Below are 18,378 nucleotides of genomic sequence, written 5' to 3' on the forward strand. Positions count from 1 at the left end.
CACCGGACCGGCCGCGGTGCTAGTGCGGCTGTTGCTGCTGTTCCTTCTTGTCCTCTTCGGCCCACGCGGCCTCGGCCTGCATCTGGATGTCGGTGAGCCCGCGGTCGACCTGGACGATGTCCTTGCCCGCCCAGCCGACGAAGTTCTTCGAGCTCTTGGCGTCGGAGAGGGACTTCAGCATCGGGTAGTAGTCCGGGTGCTTGGCCTTCAGCCAGTCGTCGACGAACTTCATCTTCTTGTAGCTGTCGCCGAACTTCGTCTTCAGCCAGTCCTCGTGCTTCTTGATCGTCGAGACGTCGTGGTCGCTCAGGTGCGACTTCGGCGGCGTCGGCTTGGGCGGCTCCGGCGGCTTCGGCAGCGGCCGCGAGAAGTTCGGCGTGGTGCCGTCACCCGGCGGCCGGGTGCTCGGCGTGCCGCCGCCGGTGGTCGGCGGGCCGTCGTGCGTGACCGCGGTGCCCGGCGGCGGCAGCGGCCGCGAGAAGTTCGGGGTCGTGCCGTCACCCGGGGGCCGGGTGCTGGGCGTGGCACCGCCGGTGGTGGGCGGGCCGTTGTGGGTGATCGCGGTGCCCGGCGGCGGCATCGGCGTCATCTCGTGACCCGCGCCCGAGGAGCCCGGCTTCCCCTTGACCAGCTTCGACAGCCCGGTGAGCCGGGCCAGCGTGCGACCGGCGTAGGAGATGACCTTGGCGAGCTTCGCCATCATCGCCGCGACCTGCACCGAGACCGTCGCGACGCACTTGGTCACGCCGACCGCGATCGACGCGCCGAACGTCGGGATGGCGAGCGCGAGGGCGATGAGCATCGTGGAGATGATGTCGCCGAGGATGGTCGTGATGATGTCGCGCAGCAGCGAGCGGACCGCGCCGATCAGGGCCCCGGTGGTCTCGACCATGTAGCCGGCGACGTCGGCCGCCTTGGCGTTGGCGTCGATCCAGCCCTTCCGGTCGTTGATCGACTTCAGGAAGCTGTCGTAGCCCTTGCCCTGCCACTGGGTGATCGTCGACTTGAGGGTCTCGTCGAGCTCGGTGCCGGTGTGGCGCAGCGACTCGCCGATCTTGTGCAGCTCGTTGGCGACCTTCGTGACCTCGGCCGGGTTGCCCGCGACCTGGTCCAGCGGCCACTTCAGGAAGGAGACGTGCTCGATCAGCCAGCCCAGCCCGGCCGCGATCAGCTTGGCCAGGGGGTCCATGGCGAACGCGACGGTGTCGAGCACGGCGCTGATGACGTTGATGCCCAGCTCGACGCTGACGGCCGCGAGGTCACCGCCGTGCTCGGTCTGGACCTTGCCGATCGAGTCGCCGACCTGCTTCCAGCTGTCGAAGACGCCGGCGCCGGTCGTCGAGTTCGATGCCGTGATGGGAACGGTCACTTGCCCAGCTCCGTCTCGAAGGTGCTCAAACCCTTGGCGGTGTTCGAGTCGTGGGTCGCGTACGTGTCGGCGGCCTTCTTGACGTCGTCGGCGGACTTGCCGATGTCCCCGACGAGCTTGCCGATCTCCCCGGCGATCACGCCCATGGTGATGCGCGAAGGCACGGCGAGCACCTGCGCGAGCAGGATGCCGAACGCGGCGTTGTCGAACCCGTTCGCCGCCTGCATCCGGTTCGCGGCCTCCTGCACCGCCGGCTGTGTGGTGCCCGACAGGAACTGGCTGAACTTCTGCAGCTCGTTCGGGTCGACCGTGAAACCGTCTCCGGAAACCACTGGTTCTCCTCCTCCTACCAGGGGTTGCTCTCGCCGTCGTCCTCCGGCTCGGGCCGGGGACGGCGGCGCGGCTGACCACGCTGCGGTTGCGGTGGGCTCGGCGGCTGCGGACGCGAGGGCGGCGGCGGGCGGTCCCCGCCCTCCGGCATGAACTTGGCGTTGGCGTCCGGCGGTGTTCCCTCGTCCGGCTCGGGCGCCGGCAGGAACTCCGACAGCAGCTCGCGCGCCGCGGAGCTCTCGCCGACCATGCCGTCGAACGCGTCGGCGACCTGGGCCGAGACCTTCTGCTGCGCGCGGCCGATCAGCTGCATCACCAGGCCGGACAGGGCTTGCGGGGACCGCTCGTACGCGCGGGGGCCGAACCGGAGGTCCTGCAGGACCCCGCTCGGGCCGACGGTCACCTGGACCGCCCCGTCCGGCGCCTGCACGGTGGCGACGGCGGACTGGAGCCGTTCCTGGGCCGCCGCGGCCTTGGCCTGAATCTGCTCGAGCTCGGCGTTGAACGCGGCCAGCGGGTCGCCATCACCGCCGCCGGGGGGCACTGACTGTGTCAATTTGTCCTCGTCGCGAGAAAGATCTGGAGTGCTGAGAAGTCAATCAGCGCCGTTCTAACTCGAGATGACACGCACAGAGCCGCCGGCTGAACGGGGCGTGGATCGGCGTGGTTTTCCTCGGGAACGGCCGGCGATACCGGACAAAACACCGGCGGCTCCCGAAGGCCGCGACCAGCCGCCTCAGTGACAGATCGCGACACGGCGACGGCTTTCCGCGCAGGTGCCGGTCGAAGAACGCCCCGACGTAGGCCCGGGTGATGGCCTGGACGCGTTCCGCGGTGGTGGTCGCGGGGAGGCCGCCCCGGCCGGCGAACGGCGCGACATCGGTGAACGACGGTGCACCGTGCCCGCTACCTCGACCCAGCGTCGCACTTCCGACCGCATGGCGACCGGTCGGCTCGGGCAGGTGGAGTGCCGGGACCGCGGCGGCGGGCGCCGCGGAGGCGAACGCCCCCAGCGGGAAGCTTCGCAGGTCGTCGCGCGCGGCTCACTGGTGCAAGCAGGTGCACGGCCGGCCCACCCGCCCGCTGACTCGCACTGCGGATTGAGTGCACGCATGTACACTCAACAAGCATGGTGCACACCGAGGTCGTGACCACCCGTCCCGGACGGGGTGACGCCTGATGGCCGAAGTGGGGATGCGGCCGCCGGCGTCGCCGCTGCGGCGGCGGGCCCTGCGCGCGCTGCGCTGGCTGTTCACGCCGTTGCGGCCGGACGACTACCTGGAACTGATCAACCCCCTGTGGTCGACCCGGGAGCTGCGCGGGCGGATCGAGCACGTCCGGCCCGAACGCGGCGGCGCGGCGACCGTGCTGATCCGCCCCGGGTTCGACTGGGTCGGGCACGAGCCCGGGCAGTACGTGCGGCTCGGCGTGGTCATCAACGGCGTCCACCACTGGCGCGCGTACTCGCTGACGTCGAGCCCGGACCGCGCGGACGGGCTCATCTCCGTCACCCCCAAGAAGGTCGACGGCGGTGTCGTCTCGCCGTACCTGGTCGAGCGGGCGCACCCCGGCGAGGTCGTGCGGCTCGGTGAGGTCGAAGGCTCCTTCACCCTGCCGGAGCGCCTCGACCGCGGGCTGCTGTTCGTCACCGCGGGCAGCGGCATCACGCCGGTCATGAGCATGCTGCGGCACCTCGACCCGGGCCCCGGCCTGCGGGACGTCGTCCACGTGCACTCGGCGCGGGACGCCGACGGGGTCATCTTCGGCGAAGAGCTGGCCGCGCTGGAGAACCGGCACGACGGCTTCCGGCTCGAACTGCGCATCACCAGCCGGGACGGCCGGTTCTCCCCCGCCGAGCTCGACACGCTGTGCCCGGACTGGCGCGAGCGGGAAACCTACGGCTGCGGGCCCGGCGAGCTCCTGGATTCCCTGCAGGCGCACTGGAAGAGCCACGGCGACGTCGACCGGCTCCACCACGAGCGGTTCCAGCCGATCGTCGGCGGCGAAACCGCCGACGGGACGGGCGGCACCGTGCGGTTCGCGCACCGGAACCTCGACGCGGACTGCCCGCCCGGCACCCCGATCCTCGTCGCGGGCGAGAACGCGGGAGTCGAGATGCCGTTCGGCTGCCGGGTCGGGGTCTGCCACACCTGCGTGCTGCCGATCCGGGAGGGCCGGATCCGCGACCTGCGCACCAACGCCGTCAGCGAGAAGCACAACGAGATCGTGCGCACCTGCGTGCACGGCGCCGAAGGCCGGGTCACGGTCGAACTCTGAGCGGAGAAGGGAACCCATGTCCTCGACGACGACAACGCTGCCCCCGAAGAGCGCACACCCGTTCGCCCACCTGAGCGCGGACCAGCTGGCCGAGCTCGCCCGCGAGTTCGACGCCATCCACGACCGGGTGCGCGCCGACCTGGGTGACCGCGACCGCCGGTACATCAAGGGCGTCATCCGGCTGCACCGGCAGATCGCGGTGGCCGGCCGGGCGCTGCTGCTCGGCTCCCGGTCCAAGGTGGCCTGGACGGCGGGCACCGGCTGCCTGGCGGTCGCGAAGATCCTGGAGAACATGGAGATCGGGCACAACGTGCTGCACGGCCAGTGGGACTGGATGAACGACCCGGACATCCATTCGTCCACTTGGGACTGGGACACGGCTTCGACCGCGACGGCGTGGAAGCATTCGCACAACTACATCCACCACACGTACACGAACATCCGCGGCAAGGACAAGGATCTCGGCTACGAGATCATGCGCATCGACCCGCACCAGAAGTGGCACCCGGCGTACCTGGCGCAGCCGCTGTACAACCTGCTGCTGATGGCGTTCTTCGAGTGGGGCGTCGCGGTGCACGACCTGGACGTCGAAGCCATCCGCGCCGGCGAGAAGCCGATGAAGGACGTCTGGCACGACCTCAAGGGCATCTCCGGCAAGGCCCGCGACCAGGTCCTCAAGGACTACGTCGGCTGGCCGCTCGTCAGCGCGCTCGCCGCGCTCGCCGTGGGCCGGCTCCGGAAGGGCGCGCCGCGGGGCGAGCTCGACGCCGCCCGCGCGGAAGGCGGCGGGACGTTCGCCGCGACCTTCCGGGCGAACTTCACCGCGAACATCATCCGCAACCTCTGGGCGCACTCGATCATCTTCTGCGGCCACTTCCCCGACCAGACCTACACGTTCAGCCAGGACGAGGTGCGCGACGAAACCCGCGGCGGCTGGTACGTCCGGCAGCTCGTCGGCGCGGCGAACATCACCGGGTCACCGTTGTTCCACCTGCTGAGCGGAAACCTCGGCTACCAGGTCGAACACCACCTGTTCCCCGACATGCCCAGCAGCCGCTACGCCGAGATCGCCCCGCAGGTGCGGGACATCTGCCGCCGGTACGGCCTGCCGTACAACACCGGGCCGCTGTCCCGGCAGCTCGGCACGGTGCACCGAACGATCCTGCGGCTGGCCTTCCCGGGCGGGCGGCCGCGGCCGAAGCCCGGCCCTTACGAAGGCGGCTGAGCGTCCCGCACCAGGGGCAGGAAGAGCTCGTCGACGATCGAGCGGATCCGCGCGGGCTTCAGCGGTTCGAGGTTCATCAGCAGGTCGTGGCGCACGAGGTCGAACGGCATGGCGAGGACCGCCGCCGGAACACGGCCGAGGTCGAGCTCGCCGCGGTCGTGGGCCCGCCGGTAGAGGGCGCGCAGCGGGGGAAGCCGGTCCTGGGCCAGGACCTTGTCGCGGGCCTGGGCGGGCGTGAGACCGGTGTCGGCCAGCAGTCCGGAGAAGGCGGCGGCCGCGGCGACGGCGAAGAAGCCGGCCAAGGCGTCACTCAACGCCGTCAGCTGGGCGAGCAGGTCGCCGCGCAGTGAGCCGGTGTCGGCGACCTCGACCGGGTGCGTGCTCCGGTGGTGCTCGATCGAGGCGAGCACCACTTCGTCCTTGTTGGCCCAGCGGCGGTAGAGGACCGGCTCGCTGGTGCGGGCGCGCACGGCCACCGACTCCATCGTCAGGCGGGCGTACCCGGCCTCGACCAGCTCTTCCCAGCCGGCGGCCAGCAGCTCCGCCTCGAGCTGCTTGCCGTGCCGGCGGCGGCGGGCGGGTTCGGTGACCATCCTCGGCACGATAGAAAGGTTTGCCTTTCTCCGCAACCGCGGCTACCGTCGTTAGAAAGTGATTCCTTTCTTGACGGGAGTGCATGATGACCGAGGTCCTGATCGCCGGCGCCGGGCCCACCGGGCTGACGCTGGCGTGCGAGCTCGCCCGGCTCGGTGTCCCGTTCCGGCTGGTCGAGGCCGCGCCCGGCCCGCAGCCCGGCTCGCGCGGCAAGGGTGTCCAGCCGCGGACGCTGGAGGTGTTCGAGGACCTGGGGGTCGTCGACCGCGTGCTCGCGAACGGCCGGCCGGCGATGCCGATCCGGGCGACCGCGCTCGACGGCCGGGTGACGCTGACCGGCGCCGAGCCGTCGCGGCCCGGCGTCCCCTACCGGGCCGGCCTGATCACGCCCGAATGGCGGGTCGAAGAGGCACTCCGGCTACGGCTGGAGGAGCTCGGCGGGAAGGTCGAGTTCGGCGCCGAGCTCACCGGCTTCGAGCAGTCGGACGACTCCGTGACGGCGACGGTCTCGACGGGAACCATCACCGCACGCTGGCTGGTCGGCTGCGACGGCGGCCACAGCGTCGTCCGCAAACAGGCCGGGATCGGCTTCGAGGGTGAGACCCGCGAGGAGGTGCGGATGATCGTCGCCGACCTCGCCGTCGACGGCCTCGACCGCGACGCGTGGCACCTGTGGCAGCACGAGGAAGGCATGGTCGGCCTGTGTCCGTTGCCCTCGACCGGCGTCTTCCAGTACCAGGCCGTCCTCGCGCCGGGCCAAGATCCGGAGCTCGGCCTCGCGAACCTGCAGGCGATCCTCGAGCGCCGCACCGGCCGCACCGACCTCCGGCTGCACAGCCCGGAGTGGAAGTCGTTGTGGCGGGCCAACATCCGCCTGGCCGACCGTTACCGCGAAGGCCGGGTGTTCCTCGCGGGCGACGCGGCGCACATCCACTCCCCCGCCGGCGGCCAGGGGATGAACACCGGCATCCAGGACGCGCACAACCTCGCCTGGAAGCTCGCGAGGGGCACACCCGCCCTGCTCGACAGTTACGGCGCCGAGCGCCGGCCGATCGCGGAGGGTGTGCTCGCGCTGTCGAACGCGCGGCTGGCGCAGGCCATCGAGGAGAAGGGAATCCCGCTCCGCCGCGACGCGGAGACCATGCAGCTTTCCCTCGGTTACCGGGGCTCGGCGTTGGCTCGCGACGACCGTGAGGAGACGGCGCCGCTCCGCGCCGGTGACCGCGCTCCGGACGCGACAGGCTTGCGGACGGCGGAGGGCGACCGGCGGCTGTTCGAGCTGACCCGCGGCGGGCAGTTCACCCTGGTGGACTTCGGCTCCGCGGCGGCGATCGAGGTGAAGACCGTGCGTGTCGTCGGCACGCCTTCCGGGCCTGGTGAAGTCACCGACACCGAGGGGCAGCTGGCGGCCGCGTACGGTGCGACGGAGCGAAGTCTTGTGCTGATCCGGCCCGACGGTTACGTCGGGCTGATCTCGGACGCCGGTGATGCCTCGGCGGTGACGGACTACCTCGCCGCGGTCGGCTGACTCGCATCGCGGCAGGCTCGAACCTGGCACCGGCAGCCCCACCCGAGGACCGATTAGGTTTCCGCGCCGCGCTCGTCTGTACCTACGAGACCCACTCACGAGAGGCTGGCAGCATGCGGAAACTGATCTTCGGGATGAACGTGACCGTCGACGGCTACATCGCCGCGCCCGGAGACGACATCGGGTGGAGCGGGCAGCCGAGCGAGGAGCTCTTCCGGTTCTGGCTCGAGCAGGAACTGGCGATCGACGTCTCCCTCTACGGGCGCAAGCTGTGGGAGGCGATGAGCTCCTACTGGCCGACCGGCGACCAGCAGCCCGGCGCCACCCCGGCGGAGATCGCCTTCGCGCGCAACTGGCGGGACACGCCCAAGGTCGTGTTCTCCTCGACCGTCGACAAGGTCGACTGGAACACCCGCCTGGTCACCGGTGACGCGGTCGCCGAGATCACCCGGCTCAAGGCCGAGGACGGCGGCCCGATGAGCGTCGGCGGTGCGACGCTCGCCGGGGCCGCCCTGCGCGCCGGGCTCGTCGACGAGTACACGATCGTCACCCATCCGGTCCTGGTCGGCGGCGGCACGCCGTTCTTCACCGCGCTGGACAGCTGGGCGAACCTGAACCTCGTCGAGACGCGGGCCTTTCCCGGCGGCGCGGTGCTGACCCGGTACGAGACGAGGCGATGAGCGCCCTGCCCCCGATCACAGGGTCGGGGGCAGGCCCAGCCATGGTTTGTCCGTGGCGTCGAACCCGGTGAGCTCGGCGATCTGCCCGTCGGCGATGTGCAGGACCGCGACGTTCAGCAGGCGGTGCTCCGCGTCGCCGGCGGTGCGGACGTACAGCCCGGCCGCCGGCATGCGGTTGACCGTCGTGATGATCCCGCGCCAGTCGTCGTAGCCGGGCTGGAAGAGCCCGCCCGAGACCCAGCCGTCCGCCGCATCCTTGGCCCCTCTGACCACGGTGCCCGGATCGGGCAGCATCGCGAAACGCAGGTCGGCGCGCAGCAGGGACATCAACGCGTCGAGGTCGTTCCGCTCGTGGGCGTCGATGTAGGACTTCACCACGCCGCGCTCGTCGTCCGACAGCTCGCGCGTCGCCGGGCTCCGCCAGTCGAGGCGGCGGCCCGGTAGTTGCTCCCGCATCGTCACCCGCGCCCGCTGCAGCGCGCTGGTCACCGACGCGACCGTCAGCTCGAGCGCGTCGGCCGCCTTCGGCGCCGGCCAGCCGAGGACGTCACGCAGCACCAGCACCGCCCGCTGCCGCGGCGGCAGGTGCTGGACGGCGACGATGAACGCCAGCTCGATCGTCTCCCGCGCCACCACCGACTCCTGCGGGTCCTCGGGGAGCATCCGGTCGGGGTAGGGCTGCAGGTACAGCAGCTCGGAGCCGGGTTCCGACAGCCCGGCCGGCACCGGGGTCCGGTCGTCGCGCTTCTCCAGGAAGTCGAGGCAGGCGTTCGTCGCGATCCGGTACAGCCAGGTCCGCAGCGCGGCGTCGCCCTTGAACGACTCCCGCTTGTGCCACGCCCGCAGGAACGTCTCCTGCGTGACGTCCTGGGCGTCGTCGTAGTTGGCGAGCATCCGGTAGCAGTGCATCTGCAGCTCACGCCGGTGGCGCTCGGTGACCAGCGCGAAGCCCGCCGTGTCGCCGGAACGGGCCGCCGCGATGAACGTGGCCTCGTCGGCACCCGGCGGTCTGGCGTCGGTCATGGACCGCATCCTTCCACCGGCGCCCCGGACTAGCCCAGTTCCGTGCTCTTGCTCAGGTCTTCCCAACGGGTGAAGTCGCGCTGGAGGGCGTCCAGCTTGCCGCGGGCCACCTTCAGCGCGGCCGTGCCGAGGAGCAGGCGCAACGGCGGCTCGTCGGCTTCCAGCACCGTGACGATCGCTTCGGCGGCGCGGGCCGGGTCACCCGGCTGGCTGCCGTAGGTGGCCAGCGTCGCCGCACGGCGTTGGCCCGCCGTCTCGGCGTAGTCGTCGATGTGGTTCGGCGACTGCTTCATCGACGGGCCGGACCAGTTCGTGCGGAAGGCGCCGGGCTCCACAATGGTCACTCCGATGCCCAGCGGGACGACTTCGGCGGCCAGCGACTCGGACAAGCCTTCCACGGCGAACTTCGTCGCGTGGTAGTAGCCGGTCGCGCCGAACCCGGCCAGGCCGCCGAGCGAAGAGATGTTGACCACGTGCCCGGACCGCCGGGCGCGCATGCCCGGCAGCACGGCCTTGGTCACCTCGGCGAGCCCGAAGACGTTGGTGTCGAACAGCGCGCGCACCTCGGCGTCGTCCCCCTCCTCGACGGCGGCCAGGTAGCCGTACCCGGCGTTGTTGACCAGGACGTCGATCCGGCCGAACGCCGCTTCGGCCCGCTTGACCGCTTCGGCGACCTGCGCGGGATCCGTGACGTCGAGGGGCAGCGCCACCGCCCGGTCGCCGTGGCGGGCGACCAGGTCGGCGACCGTCTCCGGGTCGCGGGCGGTGACGGCGGCGCGCCAGCCGCGGTCCAGGACGTGCGTCGCGAGGGCGCGGCCGAGGCCGGTGGAACACCCGGTGATGAACCAGACGGGGGCGGTGGTGAGTGTCATGAGGACTCCTCGGTGTCGGTTTCCGCTTGCCCGGCCCACGTTCGCGCCGGGCGGCGGCGACTGCCAGCCGTCCCGTCTTCCTGGGACCGGCGGTACCAGGCAGCGCCGGTCCCGGCCGGGCACACTGGACGGCATGGTGGACACCGAATTCGGGCAGGCGGTGCGGCGCTGGCGGGACCGGGTTTCGCCGGACGCCGTGGGCCTGCCCGCCCGCGGGCAGCGGCGCGCGGCCGGGCTGCGGCGAGAGGAACTGGCCCTGCTCGCCGGGATCTCGGTCGACTACGTCACGCGGCTCGAGCAGGGCCGGGCGTCGCACCCGTCGGTCCAGATCGTCGAGACCCTCGCCCGGGCCCTGCGGCTGTCCCGGATCGAGCGTGAGCACCTGTTCCACCTGGCCGAGCTGGCCCCGCCCGGGCCGGACACGGTGCCCGCCTACCTCACCCCGAGCGTCCAGCGCCTGCTCGACCGGCTGACCGGCACCCCCGTCGCGGTGTTCGACGCGTGCTGGACGCTGCTGGTCGCCAACCCGCCGTACGCGGCCCTGATGGGCGACCCGACCGGGTGGCGCGCGCACGAACGCAACGCCGTGTGGCGCAACCTGGTCGGCCCGGGCACCCGGGTCCGGCACACGCCGGAGTCGCGGCGGGCGATGGAACGCAGCCTGGTCGCCGACCTGCGGTCCGCCGCGGGCCGGTATCCAGCCGACCGGCAGCTGCGGCGGCTGGTCGCCGAGCTGCGCGCGCACAGCGACCGGTTCGGCGAGCTCTGGGACTCGGGCGCGGTGGAGCACTACGAGAGCGCGCGCAAGACCGTCGACCACCCCGAGGTGGGGGCGCTGCTGCTGGACTGCGACATGCTCACCGTCGCGGGCAGCGACCAGCGGATCATGGTCTACACCGCCGAGCCCGGATCCGACGACGCCGAGCGCCTCGCGCTGCTGTCCGTGCTGGGCACCCAGGCGATCACGCCGGGCTGAACACCCGCACTACCGCTCGAGCGGAATCGCGATGCCACCGCCGTAACGCCGCTGCTCGGCCTCGTCAAGCATCGCCGCCGCCACCGTCGCCCGGCTCACCCGCGCCGGGAAAAACCGCCGCGGCGCGGAAGCCAGCGGCACCGTGCGCCTCGCCGGGCTGAGCTCGCCGGTGGACAACGGCCCGGCGTGGAAGACCGTGCCGCCGGCGGCGCGCACGATCGTGTCCGCCGTGGTGCGGTCGTCCATCTCCTTCTTCATGAACGTCTTCAGCAGCCCGCGGGTGAAGGCGCCGGCCTGTGATGCCGACTCGCCGGTGCCGAAGGCCGCGAGCCAGACGATGAACTCGGGGTCGGCTTCGACGGCCGCCCGGGCTCCCGCGGTCAGCGCGCCGGGCGCGTCCTTGCCGCTGATCCCGAGTCCGGAAAGGACGACCCGTGCGCCTTTGAGCGCCCGGCCGATGGAGTCCGGGTCGAGGACGTCGCCGGCCACCCGGGTCACCGGCAGCGTGATGCGGTCCGGGTTGCGGGCGACGGCCGTGACGCTGTGCCCGCGTTCCAGCGCCTGGCGCGTCAGTTCGGCTCCGGTGGCGCCACTGGCGCCGAGAATCGTGATTTCCATGGTCTTCCCCGGTCAGTTCACTGTGGACAGAACGCCGAGCGCGGCGGTGTGCAGCGCGGGCGGGGCGGCGAGGATGCCGGTGCTGCCGGGGTGCCACGGCGCGCCGGCGAGGTCGGTCACGGTCCCGCCGGCCTCGGTGATGAGCAGGGCGCCGGCGGCGACCCCGGGCAGCGTCGGCTCGTACTGCCAGAAGACGTCGGCGTGCCCGGCGGCCACGAGCAGCATCGGGAAGGTCGACGGCACGGTCGCGCGGACCAGCAGGGTGTTGCCCAGCATCGCCGTGATCGACTCGCCGATCCGGCGGTAGGTCTCGCTCTGACCGGCTTCGGCCTGCCCGGTGGTGGCGATGGCGACACTGAGGTCGGTCTTGGCGGAGACGCTCAGCCGCCGCCCGTTCACGAACGCTCCGCCGCCGCGGACGGCGGTGTGCAGCACGTCGCCGACCGGCTGGTACACGGCCGCCAGCACCGGGACGCCGTCGCGGAGCAGGGTCGCGCTGACGCACCACTCCGGCAGCCCGTGCACGTGGTTGACGTTGCCCTCGACCGCGTCCACCGACCACCACTCCCCCGGCGGCAGCTCGGTGGTCTCCAGCTCGTCGGTCACCCAGCTCGCTTCCGGCCGGGCCCGCGCGAGGGCGGGCTGCAGGTCCTCACCCGAGGCCTTTTCGTTCGCCTCGCCCGCGGCGACCAGCCCGGCCCAGTCGGCCGGACGCGCGTCGGTGGAGTAGCGGGCGCGCAGCCGGCGGCCGGCGGCCCGCACCGCTTCGACCGCACCCGCGAGCACGGCGGCGTCGTCGGTTCCGGTCTGCGGGAAAGGAGTGGTGGCGGTCATGGTGTGCCCCGTTCGTCGAAGGAAAAGCTGATGTCTTCGACGGTAGGCAGAAATGCCGTTGACTTCAAATGCATCTTTTGCACTTGATGATTTACCCAGACGCACTTGAAGGTAGGATCCCTGGCATGCACCTGGACCTGAACCTCCTGACAGCACTGGACGCACTGCTGGAGGAGACCAGCGTGGCCGCGGCCGCGGACCGCCTGCACCTGTCGTCGCCCGCGATGAGCCGGACGCTCGGGCGGATCCGCAAAGTCACCGGCGACCAGATCCTCGTCCGGACGGGCCGCACGATGACCCCGACGCCGTACGCGCTCGAAATCCGCGCGCAGGTCCGGGATCTGGTGCAGCAGGCGGAAAGCGTGCTAGCGCCGGCGCGCGAGCTGGACCTCGCCGCGCTCGACCGCGTCTTCACCCTGATCTGCCACGACGCGATCAGCACCGCGCTGGGCCCCGGCTTGATCACGGCGGTGCACCGCGAAGCACCGAACGCCCGGGTGCGACTGCTCGCGGAAGGCCGCGCGGAGACCCACGAGCTGCGCCGCGGCCAGGTCGACCTCGAGCTCGGCAGCGCGGCGCCGGAGTCCCCCGAGATCCACTCGGAGACGTTCTTCGAGGACCGGCTGGTGCTCGCCGTGGCCGCGGACCATCCGTTCGCCCGGCGGAAGCCGAGCATGCGCCGCTACGCCGAGGCGACCCACGTGCGCGTCACCCGGCACGGGCAGCTCCGCGATCCGCTGGACGACGTCCTGGCCGAGCACGGGCTCGAACGCCGGATGGTCGCGACGACGCCGACGACCACGGCGGCGCTCGGGGTCGTCCGGCTCGGCGAGTTCGTCACCGTGGTGCCCGAGCGGATGTGCGGCGGGATGGTCGAGGCGCTGGGCCTGGTGACCGTGCCGCTGCCGCTGCCCGCGCCGCCGGCGCCGCTCGTGGTCCGCTGGCACCAGCGGTACGAAAACGACAAAGCGCACCGGTGGCTGCGGAACCGGGTCCGGGCCGCGGTTCAGGAGCTCGGCTGACCGGCTTCCGCCAGCTGACGCGCGTGTTCCCGCGTCTCGTCGTTCATCGGGAAGAAGCACTCGATGCGCAGCTCCTGCAGGGTCACGTCCTGCGGGGTGCCGAGCGTCGTCACGGTCGAGAAGTAGTCGAACCGCCGGTCGCCGGACGCGTAACGGATCGGCACGATCGGCAGCACCGGGACCGCCGCGTCGAGCGAGCGCAGTGACGACGGCACGCCCGGGTAGTCCAGCACCTCGTCGAGGACGCGCTGGGCGCGTTCGTCGGTGACACCGCCGAGCGCCTCCCGGCGCACGCGCCGGACCAGGGCCTCGGTGACCTCCGGCCAGTTCGTCACGTGCCGGCGGACGCCGTCCGGGTGGAACATCCGGCGCAGCACGTTCGCCGGGCCGGGCGCGGCCGCCGCCTGCCCGTCCTGGAGGTAGGCGAAGAACCGGCGGGCGGCGGTGTTGGTGTGCCGGATGTCCCAGCTCCGGTCCATCACCAGCGCGGGAAACGGTTCCTGCTGCGCGAGAATCGTGTCGAGCGCGTCGCGGACGGCGGCCAGCGAAGGTTCGTCCAATGCGGACTCCGGGTACTCCGGCGCGAACCCGGCCTTGAGCAGCAGGGTGTTCCGCTCGCGCAACGGCACGTCGAGCACCTCCGCGAGCTTCAGCACCATCGCGCGGCTGGGGTTCGCGCGCCCGGTTTCGAGGAAACACAGGTGGCGGATCGAGACGGCGGCCTCGGCGGCCAGAGCCAGCTGGCTCAGCCGCCGAGCACTCCGCCAGTGCTTGAGCAACGGGCCGACGTCAGACACCGCTCAAGTATCCCGCGCGCCACGCGTGCGGCCGCACCGCCGCCTCCAACGGCGGCCGGGCGACGTTCGCCGCGTAGTTCGTCATCACCGAGATCGCCACGCCGGTGACCACCTCGAACAGCTGCTGCGTCGTGAAGCCCGCCGCCGTCAAGGCCGTCACGGCCGCCTCGTCGAGGTGCCCGCGGTGCTCGATGAACGCGCGGGTCAGCGCCGACAGGGCCGCCATCCGCGGGTCGTCCGGCCGCTCGCCGCGGCGAATGGCCTCGACGACGGCCGGCTCGACACCGTCGGCGAGCGCCTCCAGCGTGTGGAACGCGACCGCCCACTCGCAGCCGTTCGCGACGGCGTTGGACAGCAGCAGGACCTGGCGCTCCGCGGGGGTGAAGGTGCCACCGCCCCGGAAGTGCCCGAACGCGGCGAAGAACGTGTTCAGCAACGCCGGGGAGTTCGCCATCAGGCCGGCCCCCTGCGGGACAAAACCGAACGCCTCCTGAAGGACGGAGAGCGGCTCCTTCACGGCGTCGGGCGCGGTGTTGACAGTGTGGATCGGGTACTGGGTCATGGCGACGAGTCTGCGGCGGCCGCGGCGGCGAACCAATTCCCCCGGAGGTAAATGCTGCTGCATTCGGCGGCTGACATGTCTTGTGGACAACGTTGACAGTGGTGGTTCCGGCTCGGGCGTGGACGAGGAGTGCGCGTGTTCCGATCAAAGTCGTCGAAGACGCTGGTGGCCCTCTTGACGGGCCTGGTCACGATCACCGGAACCGCCGCCGCGAAGGCCCCGCCGGCCCCGCGCGCGGACCAGGCTGTCGTCCAGGACGGCCACGCGCGGTTCGAGGTCCTGACCCCGACGCTGATCCGGCTCGAGTACGCCGGTGACGACCGTTTCCAGGACCAGACCACCTTCACCGCCGTCAACCGGTCGCAGCCGGCGCCGGCCTACACGACCACCGTGACCGGCGGCGTCCGCGAGATCCGGACCGCGAACCTCACCCTGCGGTACCGGCAGAACAGCGGCCCGTTCACCCGGGACAACACGTCGGTGCAGCTCACGACGACGAACGTCACCGCGGCTCCCCTGTTCCCGTCGTACTGCGCCTTCGGCACCGCCTGCGAGGCCGAGAACGGCGTGCCGACCGGGTCGACGTCGACCGCCTACGACCACGGCGGGTACACCGGTTCGGGTTTCCTCGCCGGGTTCGGCGCGACCGGGTCGGCCCTCGCCCAGGAGGTCTCCGCGGTGCCGGCGGCCGGGCAGTACCGGCTCACCGTCCGGTACGCGAACGCACAGGGCAGCGACGGCCAGAACACCACGCGCACCCTGTCGACCACCGTCAACGGCGCGCCCGGACCGCGGTTCACCCTGCCGACGACCGGATCCTGGGACACCTGGGCGACCGCTTCGGTGACGATCCCGCTCAACGCCGGGACGAACTCCGTCCGCGTCGAGCGGAAGTCCGGCGACTCGGGCAACGTCAACGTCGACAGCGTCGCCGTCACCACGGCCTCGGCGGGCTTTCCCGCCGCCGACACCTCGCTGCTGACCACGGCGTACGGCGCCGGCCCGAAGTCCGTGCTCGGCGGCTGGGACCGTTCGCTGGACAACCCCGAGGCCGTCCCGACACCGCAGCACCCCGGCCTGCTCGACCGCGACGGCTGGTACCTGCTCGACGACACCCGCGCGGCGCTGCTCAACGCCGACCGCACGGTCACCGACCGGCCTTCGCACGGCGCGCAGCCCTATCAGGACGGTTACTTCTTCGGCTACGGCAAGGACTTCAAGCAGGGCCTGGCCGACCTCAACTCGCTGACCGGCGGGACGGCGCTGCTCCCCCGGTCCGCCTACGGCGTCTGGTTCTCCCGCTACTTCGCCTATTCGGACAACGACTACCGCACGTCGCTGCTGCCGAAGTTCCGCTCGACGTTCACCCCGATCGACTGGCTGGTCGTCGACACCGACTGGAAGTCACCGTCGCAGTGGAACGGCTGGAACTGGAACACCGGGCTCTTCCCGGACCCACAGGGCTTCCTGAACTGGACCAAACAGCAGAACCTGGCCGTGTCGTTGAACATCCACACCTCGATCGCGGGCAACGACCCGCGGTTCGCGGCCGCGAACACCACGGCGGGCGGGCTGGTCCCCGACGGCGGGAACTACGTCTGGGACTGGTCGAACCCGGCCCACCTGCGGTCGTACTTCGACCTGCACAAGCCGTTCGACGCCCAGGGTGTCCGGACGTGGTGGCTGGACTACTGCACCGGCTGCGGCCGCTCGACGGCGTCCGATCCGGGGATCGCGCCGGACAACTTCATCAACCAGGCCTACGCCGACCACGCGGCGGCGCAGGGCCTGCGTGGGTTCTCCTTCGGCCGCATCGGCGGCGCGGAGCAGGGCGGCATCCACAGCAGTTACCCGCTCGGCCCGTGGTCGGAGCGGCGCAACACGCTCCAGTTCACCGGTGACACGCCGCTGAGCTGGGACATGCTCGCCTACGAAGCCCGCTTCACGCCGGACGAGGCCGCCGCCGGGCTCAGCAACGTCAGCCACGACATCGGCAGCTTCCACGGCGGCCACCTGCCCGACGAGCTCTACGCGCGGTGGCTGCAGCTCGGGACGTTCCAGCCGGTCGACCGGCTGCACTCCGACCACGGCGACCGCCTGCCCTGGGACTACCCCGGCGCGGCGGGCGACAGCGCGGAGAAGTTCCTGCGGCTGCGCGAATCGCTGGTGCCCTACACCTACACGCTGGCCAAGCAGGCGAACCAGACCGGTGTGCCGATCACCCGGCCGCTCTACCTGAACTACCCGGACCAGGACGCGGCCTACACGCACCCGCAGGAGTACCTCTACGGTGACAACGTCCTGGTCGCGCCGATCACCGCGGCCGGCGGCTCGGTGTCGGCGTGGATCCCGCCGGGGACCTGGACGGACTACTTCACCGGCACTGTCTACACGGGACCGTCGACCGCGACGATCACCAAGCCGCTGTCGGAGATGCCGGTGCTCGTCAAATCCGGCGGCATCGTCCCGCTGCGCACCAACTACGTCGACAACACGACCGCGCCGCTCGACCAGCTCACGCTGACCGTGACGGCGGGCGCCGACGGCAGCTTCTCGCTCTACGACGACGCCGGTGAAGGCTCCGGGGCGTCGACGACCACCCGGTTCGGCTGGCAGGACGCGGCGAAGACCCTGACCGTCGACCCGTCGTCCGGCCCGGCCCGCGCCTACACGCTCCGGCTGGCCAATTCCGCCGCACCCACCGCGGTGTCGGTCGACGGCCAGCGGCTGCCCGAGACGGCGTGGGCGTACAACGCCCATTCCCGCACGGTCACGGTGACCACGACGAGCCTGCCGTCGAACGCTCGCCACACGGTCACCCTGACCGGCAGCGCCGCCGACAATCCGTTGGCGGGCCAGGTGAACGGCCGCGACGGGCTCTGCCTGGCCGTCCACAACGGACAGACGGCCGACGGCACACCGCTGGAGCTGGCCGCGTGTGACCACTCGGCGGGCCAGCAGTTCACCCCGCCGACCGCGGGCGCGGTGCACGTCCTCGGCAAGTGCCTCGACGTCGCGGGCGGCTCGACGGCCGCGGGCACGCCGGTCCAGCTCTACACGTGCAACGGCACGGCTGCGCAGGCGTGGCGCCTGACCACCGCGGGCACGCTGGTCAACTCCGGTCGCTGCCTGGCGGCCGGGGACGGGCTGCGCCTGGCCGACTGCGCCGGGACCGCGGACCAGACGTGGCGCTTCCCCCCGGCGCCGGTCACCGGCCCGGCCGGGCTGTGCGCCGACGTCGTCGACGGCTATCCGGCGTCGGGTTCTGCGGTGCAGCTCTACGGCTGCAACGGCACCGACGCGCAGCGCTGGTCCGCGCCGGGTGACACTTCACTGCGGACGCTGGGGAAGTGCCTCGACGTCGTCAACGGCGCGACGGCGAACAACACACCTGTGCAGCTGTGGGACTGCAACGGAACCGCGGCGCAGCAGTGGGTTTCGGGGACGGACGGGTCATTGCGCAACGTGAGTTCCGGACGCTGCCTCGACGACCCGGACAACGCCGGCCGCGCGGGTGACCGGCTGAGGATCCACGACTGCAACGCGACGGCGGCGCAGCGGTTCACCTTGGGGACGTGACGAGCGTCCGGGTCTAAGATCGACCTCGGGCGCGCCTCGCCAGGGCCGCCGAGGAACGCGCGCCGGCCTTCGGCGTGGACCGAGCTGACTCC

General features: G+C 71.6%; 17 protein-coding genes. 7 read left to right on the forward strand and 10 right to left on the reverse strand.

The window, feature by feature from the left end:
- Positions 1–19: 19 nt before the first annotated feature.
- The 3 genes from ACZ63E_RS05345 to ACZ63E_RS05355 are packed head-to-tail and all read right to left on the reverse strand — an operon-like array spanning position 20 to position 2,255.
- On the reverse strand, positions 20–1,369 hold the full coding sequence (locus ACZ63E_RS05345; RefSeq protein ID WP_465334512.1) for a hypothetical protein: 1,350 nt from the start codon (positions 1,367–1,369) through the stop codon (positions 20–22).
- Positions 1,366–1,701 (reverse strand): hypothetical protein, encoded by a 336-nt coding sequence (locus ACZ63E_RS05350; RefSeq protein ID WP_465313352.1) that lies wholly within the window; start codon positions 1,699–1,701, stop codon positions 1,366–1,368. Before ACZ63E_RS05350 ends, ACZ63E_RS05345 begins: the two co-directional genes overlap by 4 nt.
- Before the next feature lie 14 nt (positions 1,702–1,715).
- Positions 1,716–2,255 (reverse strand): YbaB/EbfC family nucleoid-associated protein, encoded by a 540-nt coding sequence (locus ACZ63E_RS05355; protein WP_465334514.1) that lies wholly within the window; start codon positions 2,253–2,255, stop codon positions 1,716–1,718.
- A gap of 623 nt (positions 2,256–2,878) precedes the next feature.
- On the opposite strand from ACZ63E_RS05355, the gene ACZ63E_RS05360 reads away from it, so the two are divergent.
- On the forward strand, positions 2,879–3,976 hold the full coding sequence (locus ACZ63E_RS05360; protein WP_465334515.1) for a ferredoxin reductase: 1,098 nt from the start codon (positions 2,879–2,881) through the stop codon (positions 3,974–3,976).
- Between the two features lie 16 nt (positions 3,977–3,992).
- Complete coding sequence (locus tag ACZ63E_RS05365) at positions 3,993–5,201, forward strand: fatty acid desaturase family protein (protein ID WP_465334516.1); 1,209 nt, start codon at positions 3,993–3,995, stop codon at positions 5,199–5,201.
- Here the strand turns inward: ACZ63E_RS05365 and ACZ63E_RS05370 are convergent.
- Positions 5,186–5,794 (reverse strand): TetR/AcrR family transcriptional regulator, encoded by a 609-nt coding sequence (locus tag ACZ63E_RS05370; RefSeq protein WP_465334517.1) that lies wholly within the window; start codon positions 5,792–5,794, stop codon positions 5,186–5,188. The two genes, ACZ63E_RS05365 and ACZ63E_RS05370, sit on opposite strands and share 16 nt — an antisense overlap.
- Positions 5,795–5,880: 86 nt before the next feature.
- Between ACZ63E_RS05370 and ACZ63E_RS05375 the strand changes: the two genes are divergently transcribed.
- Both ACZ63E_RS05375 and ACZ63E_RS05380 read left to right on the forward strand, forming a co-directional pair.
- On the forward strand, positions 5,881–7,323 hold the full coding sequence (locus ACZ63E_RS05375; RefSeq protein ID WP_465334518.1) for an FAD-dependent oxidoreductase: 1,443 nt from the start codon (positions 5,881–5,883) through the stop codon (positions 7,321–7,323).
- 113 nt (positions 7,324–7,436) lie between these two features.
- On the forward strand, positions 7,437–8,003 hold the full coding sequence (locus tag ACZ63E_RS05380; RefSeq protein WP_465334520.1) for a dihydrofolate reductase family protein: 567 nt from the start codon (positions 7,437–7,439) through the stop codon (positions 8,001–8,003).
- A gap of 15 nt (positions 8,004–8,018) precedes the next feature.
- Here the strand turns inward: ACZ63E_RS05380 and ACZ63E_RS05385 are convergent, their stop codons facing one another.
- On the reverse strand, positions 8,019–9,026 hold the full coding sequence (locus ACZ63E_RS05385; RefSeq protein WP_465334522.1) for an RNA polymerase subunit sigma-70: 1,008 nt from the start codon (positions 9,024–9,026) through the stop codon (positions 8,019–8,021).
- Between the two features lie 29 nt (positions 9,027–9,055).
- Complete coding sequence (locus ACZ63E_RS05390; RefSeq protein WP_465334523.1) at positions 9,056–9,898, reverse strand: oxidoreductase; 843 nt, start codon at positions 9,896–9,898, stop codon at positions 9,056–9,058.
- A gap of 133 nt (positions 9,899–10,031) precedes the next feature.
- On the opposite strand from ACZ63E_RS05390, the gene ACZ63E_RS05395 reads away from it, so the two are divergent.
- Complete coding sequence (locus ACZ63E_RS05395; RefSeq protein WP_465334525.1) at positions 10,032–10,874, forward strand: helix-turn-helix transcriptional regulator; 843 nt, start codon at positions 10,032–10,034, stop codon at positions 10,872–10,874.
- 9 nt (positions 10,875–10,883) lie between these two features.
- On the opposite strand, the gene ACZ63E_RS05400 is transcribed toward ACZ63E_RS05395, so the two are convergent.
- Positions 10,884–11,492: an NAD(P)-dependent oxidoreductase gene (locus ACZ63E_RS05400; protein ID WP_465334526.1), complete on the reverse strand. Its 609-nt coding sequence runs from the start codon at positions 11,490–11,492 to the stop codon at positions 10,884–10,886.
- 12 nt (positions 11,493–11,504) lie between these two features.
- Positions 11,505–12,326 carry an inositol monophosphatase family protein gene (locus ACZ63E_RS05405; protein WP_465334527.1) on the reverse strand — a complete coding sequence of 274 codons (822 nt, stop codon included), beginning with the start codon at positions 12,324–12,326 and terminating at the stop codon, positions 11,505–11,507.
- Positions 12,327–12,451: 125 nt separating this feature from the next.
- On the opposite strand from ACZ63E_RS05405, the gene ACZ63E_RS05410 reads away from it, so the two are divergent.
- On the forward strand, positions 12,452–13,348 hold the full coding sequence (locus tag ACZ63E_RS05410) for a LysR family transcriptional regulator (RefSeq protein WP_465334528.1): 897 nt from the start codon (positions 12,452–12,454) through the stop codon (positions 13,346–13,348).
- Here the strand turns inward: ACZ63E_RS05410 and ACZ63E_RS05415 are convergent.
- Positions 13,333–14,145: a helix-turn-helix domain-containing protein gene (locus ACZ63E_RS05415; protein ID WP_465313363.1), complete on the reverse strand. Its 813-nt coding sequence runs from the start codon at positions 14,143–14,145 to the stop codon at positions 13,333–13,335. The genes ACZ63E_RS05410 and ACZ63E_RS05415 overlap by 16 nt on opposite strands.
- Positions 14,138–14,707 carry a carboxymuconolactone decarboxylase family protein gene (locus ACZ63E_RS05420; RefSeq protein WP_465334530.1) on the reverse strand — a complete coding sequence of 190 codons (570 nt, stop codon included), beginning with the start codon at positions 14,705–14,707 and terminating at the stop codon, positions 14,138–14,140. The genes ACZ63E_RS05415 and ACZ63E_RS05420 overlap by 8 nt, the downstream gene beginning before the upstream one ends.
- 135 nt (positions 14,708–14,842) lie before the next feature.
- Here ACZ63E_RS05420 and ACZ63E_RS05425 point away from each other — a divergent pair, with 135 nt between their 5' ends.
- Positions 14,843–18,286, forward strand: coding sequence for a ricin-type beta-trefoil lectin domain protein (locus tag ACZ63E_RS05425; RefSeq protein ID WP_465334531.1), 3,444 nt, complete (start codon positions 14,843–14,845; stop codon positions 18,284–18,286).
- Positions 18,287–18,378 lie beyond the last annotated feature (92 nt).

It is taken from the genome of Amycolatopsis sp. NPDC104819 (assembly GCF_055583145.1).

Bases quoted from the DNA above. Each gene is read 5' to 3' on its own strand.
- ACZ63E_RS05420 (WP_465334530.1), bottom strand. From the start codon at position 14,707: ATGACCCAGTACCCGATCCACACTGTCAACACCGCGCCCGACGCCGTG.
- ACZ63E_RS05380 (WP_465334520.1), top strand. From the start codon at position 7,437: ATGCGGAAACTGATCTTCGGGATGAACGTGACCGTCGACGGCTACATC.
- ACZ63E_RS05375 (WP_465334518.1), top strand. From the start codon at position 5,881: ATGACCGAGGTCCTGATCGCCGGCGCCGGGCCCACCGGGCTGACGCTG.
- ACZ63E_RS05410 (WP_465334528.1), top strand. From the start codon at position 12,452: ATGCACCTGGACCTGAACCTCCTGACAGCACTGGACGCACTGCTGGAG.
- ACZ63E_RS05370 (WP_465334517.1), bottom strand. From the start codon at position 5,794: ATGGTCACCGAACCCGCCCGCCGCCGCCGGCACGGCAAGCAGCTCGAG.
- ACZ63E_RS05390 (WP_465334523.1), bottom strand. From the start codon at position 9,898: ATGACACTCACCACCGCCCCCGTCTGGTTCATCACCGGGTGTTCCACC.
- ACZ63E_RS05405 (WP_465334527.1), bottom strand. From the start codon at position 12,326: ATGACCGCCACCACTCCTTTCCCGCAGACCGGAACCGACGACGCCGCC.
- ACZ63E_RS05400 (WP_465334526.1), bottom strand. From the start codon at position 11,492: ATGGAAATCACGATTCTCGGCGCCAGTGGCGCCACCGGAGCCGAACTG.
- ACZ63E_RS05385 (WP_465334522.1), bottom strand. From the start codon at position 9,026: ATGACCGACGCCAGACCGCCGGGTGCCGACGAGGCCACGTTCATCGCG.
- ACZ63E_RS05365 (WP_465334516.1), top strand. From the start codon at position 3,993: ATGTCCTCGACGACGACAACGCTGCCCCCGAAGAGCGCACACCCGTTC.
- ACZ63E_RS05395 (WP_465334525.1), top strand. From the start codon at position 10,032: ATGGTGGACACCGAATTCGGGCAGGCGGTGCGGCGCTGGCGGGACCGG.
- ACZ63E_RS05360 (WP_465334515.1), top strand. From the start codon at position 2,879: ATGGCCGAAGTGGGGATGCGGCCGCCGGCGTCGCCGCTGCGGCGGCGG.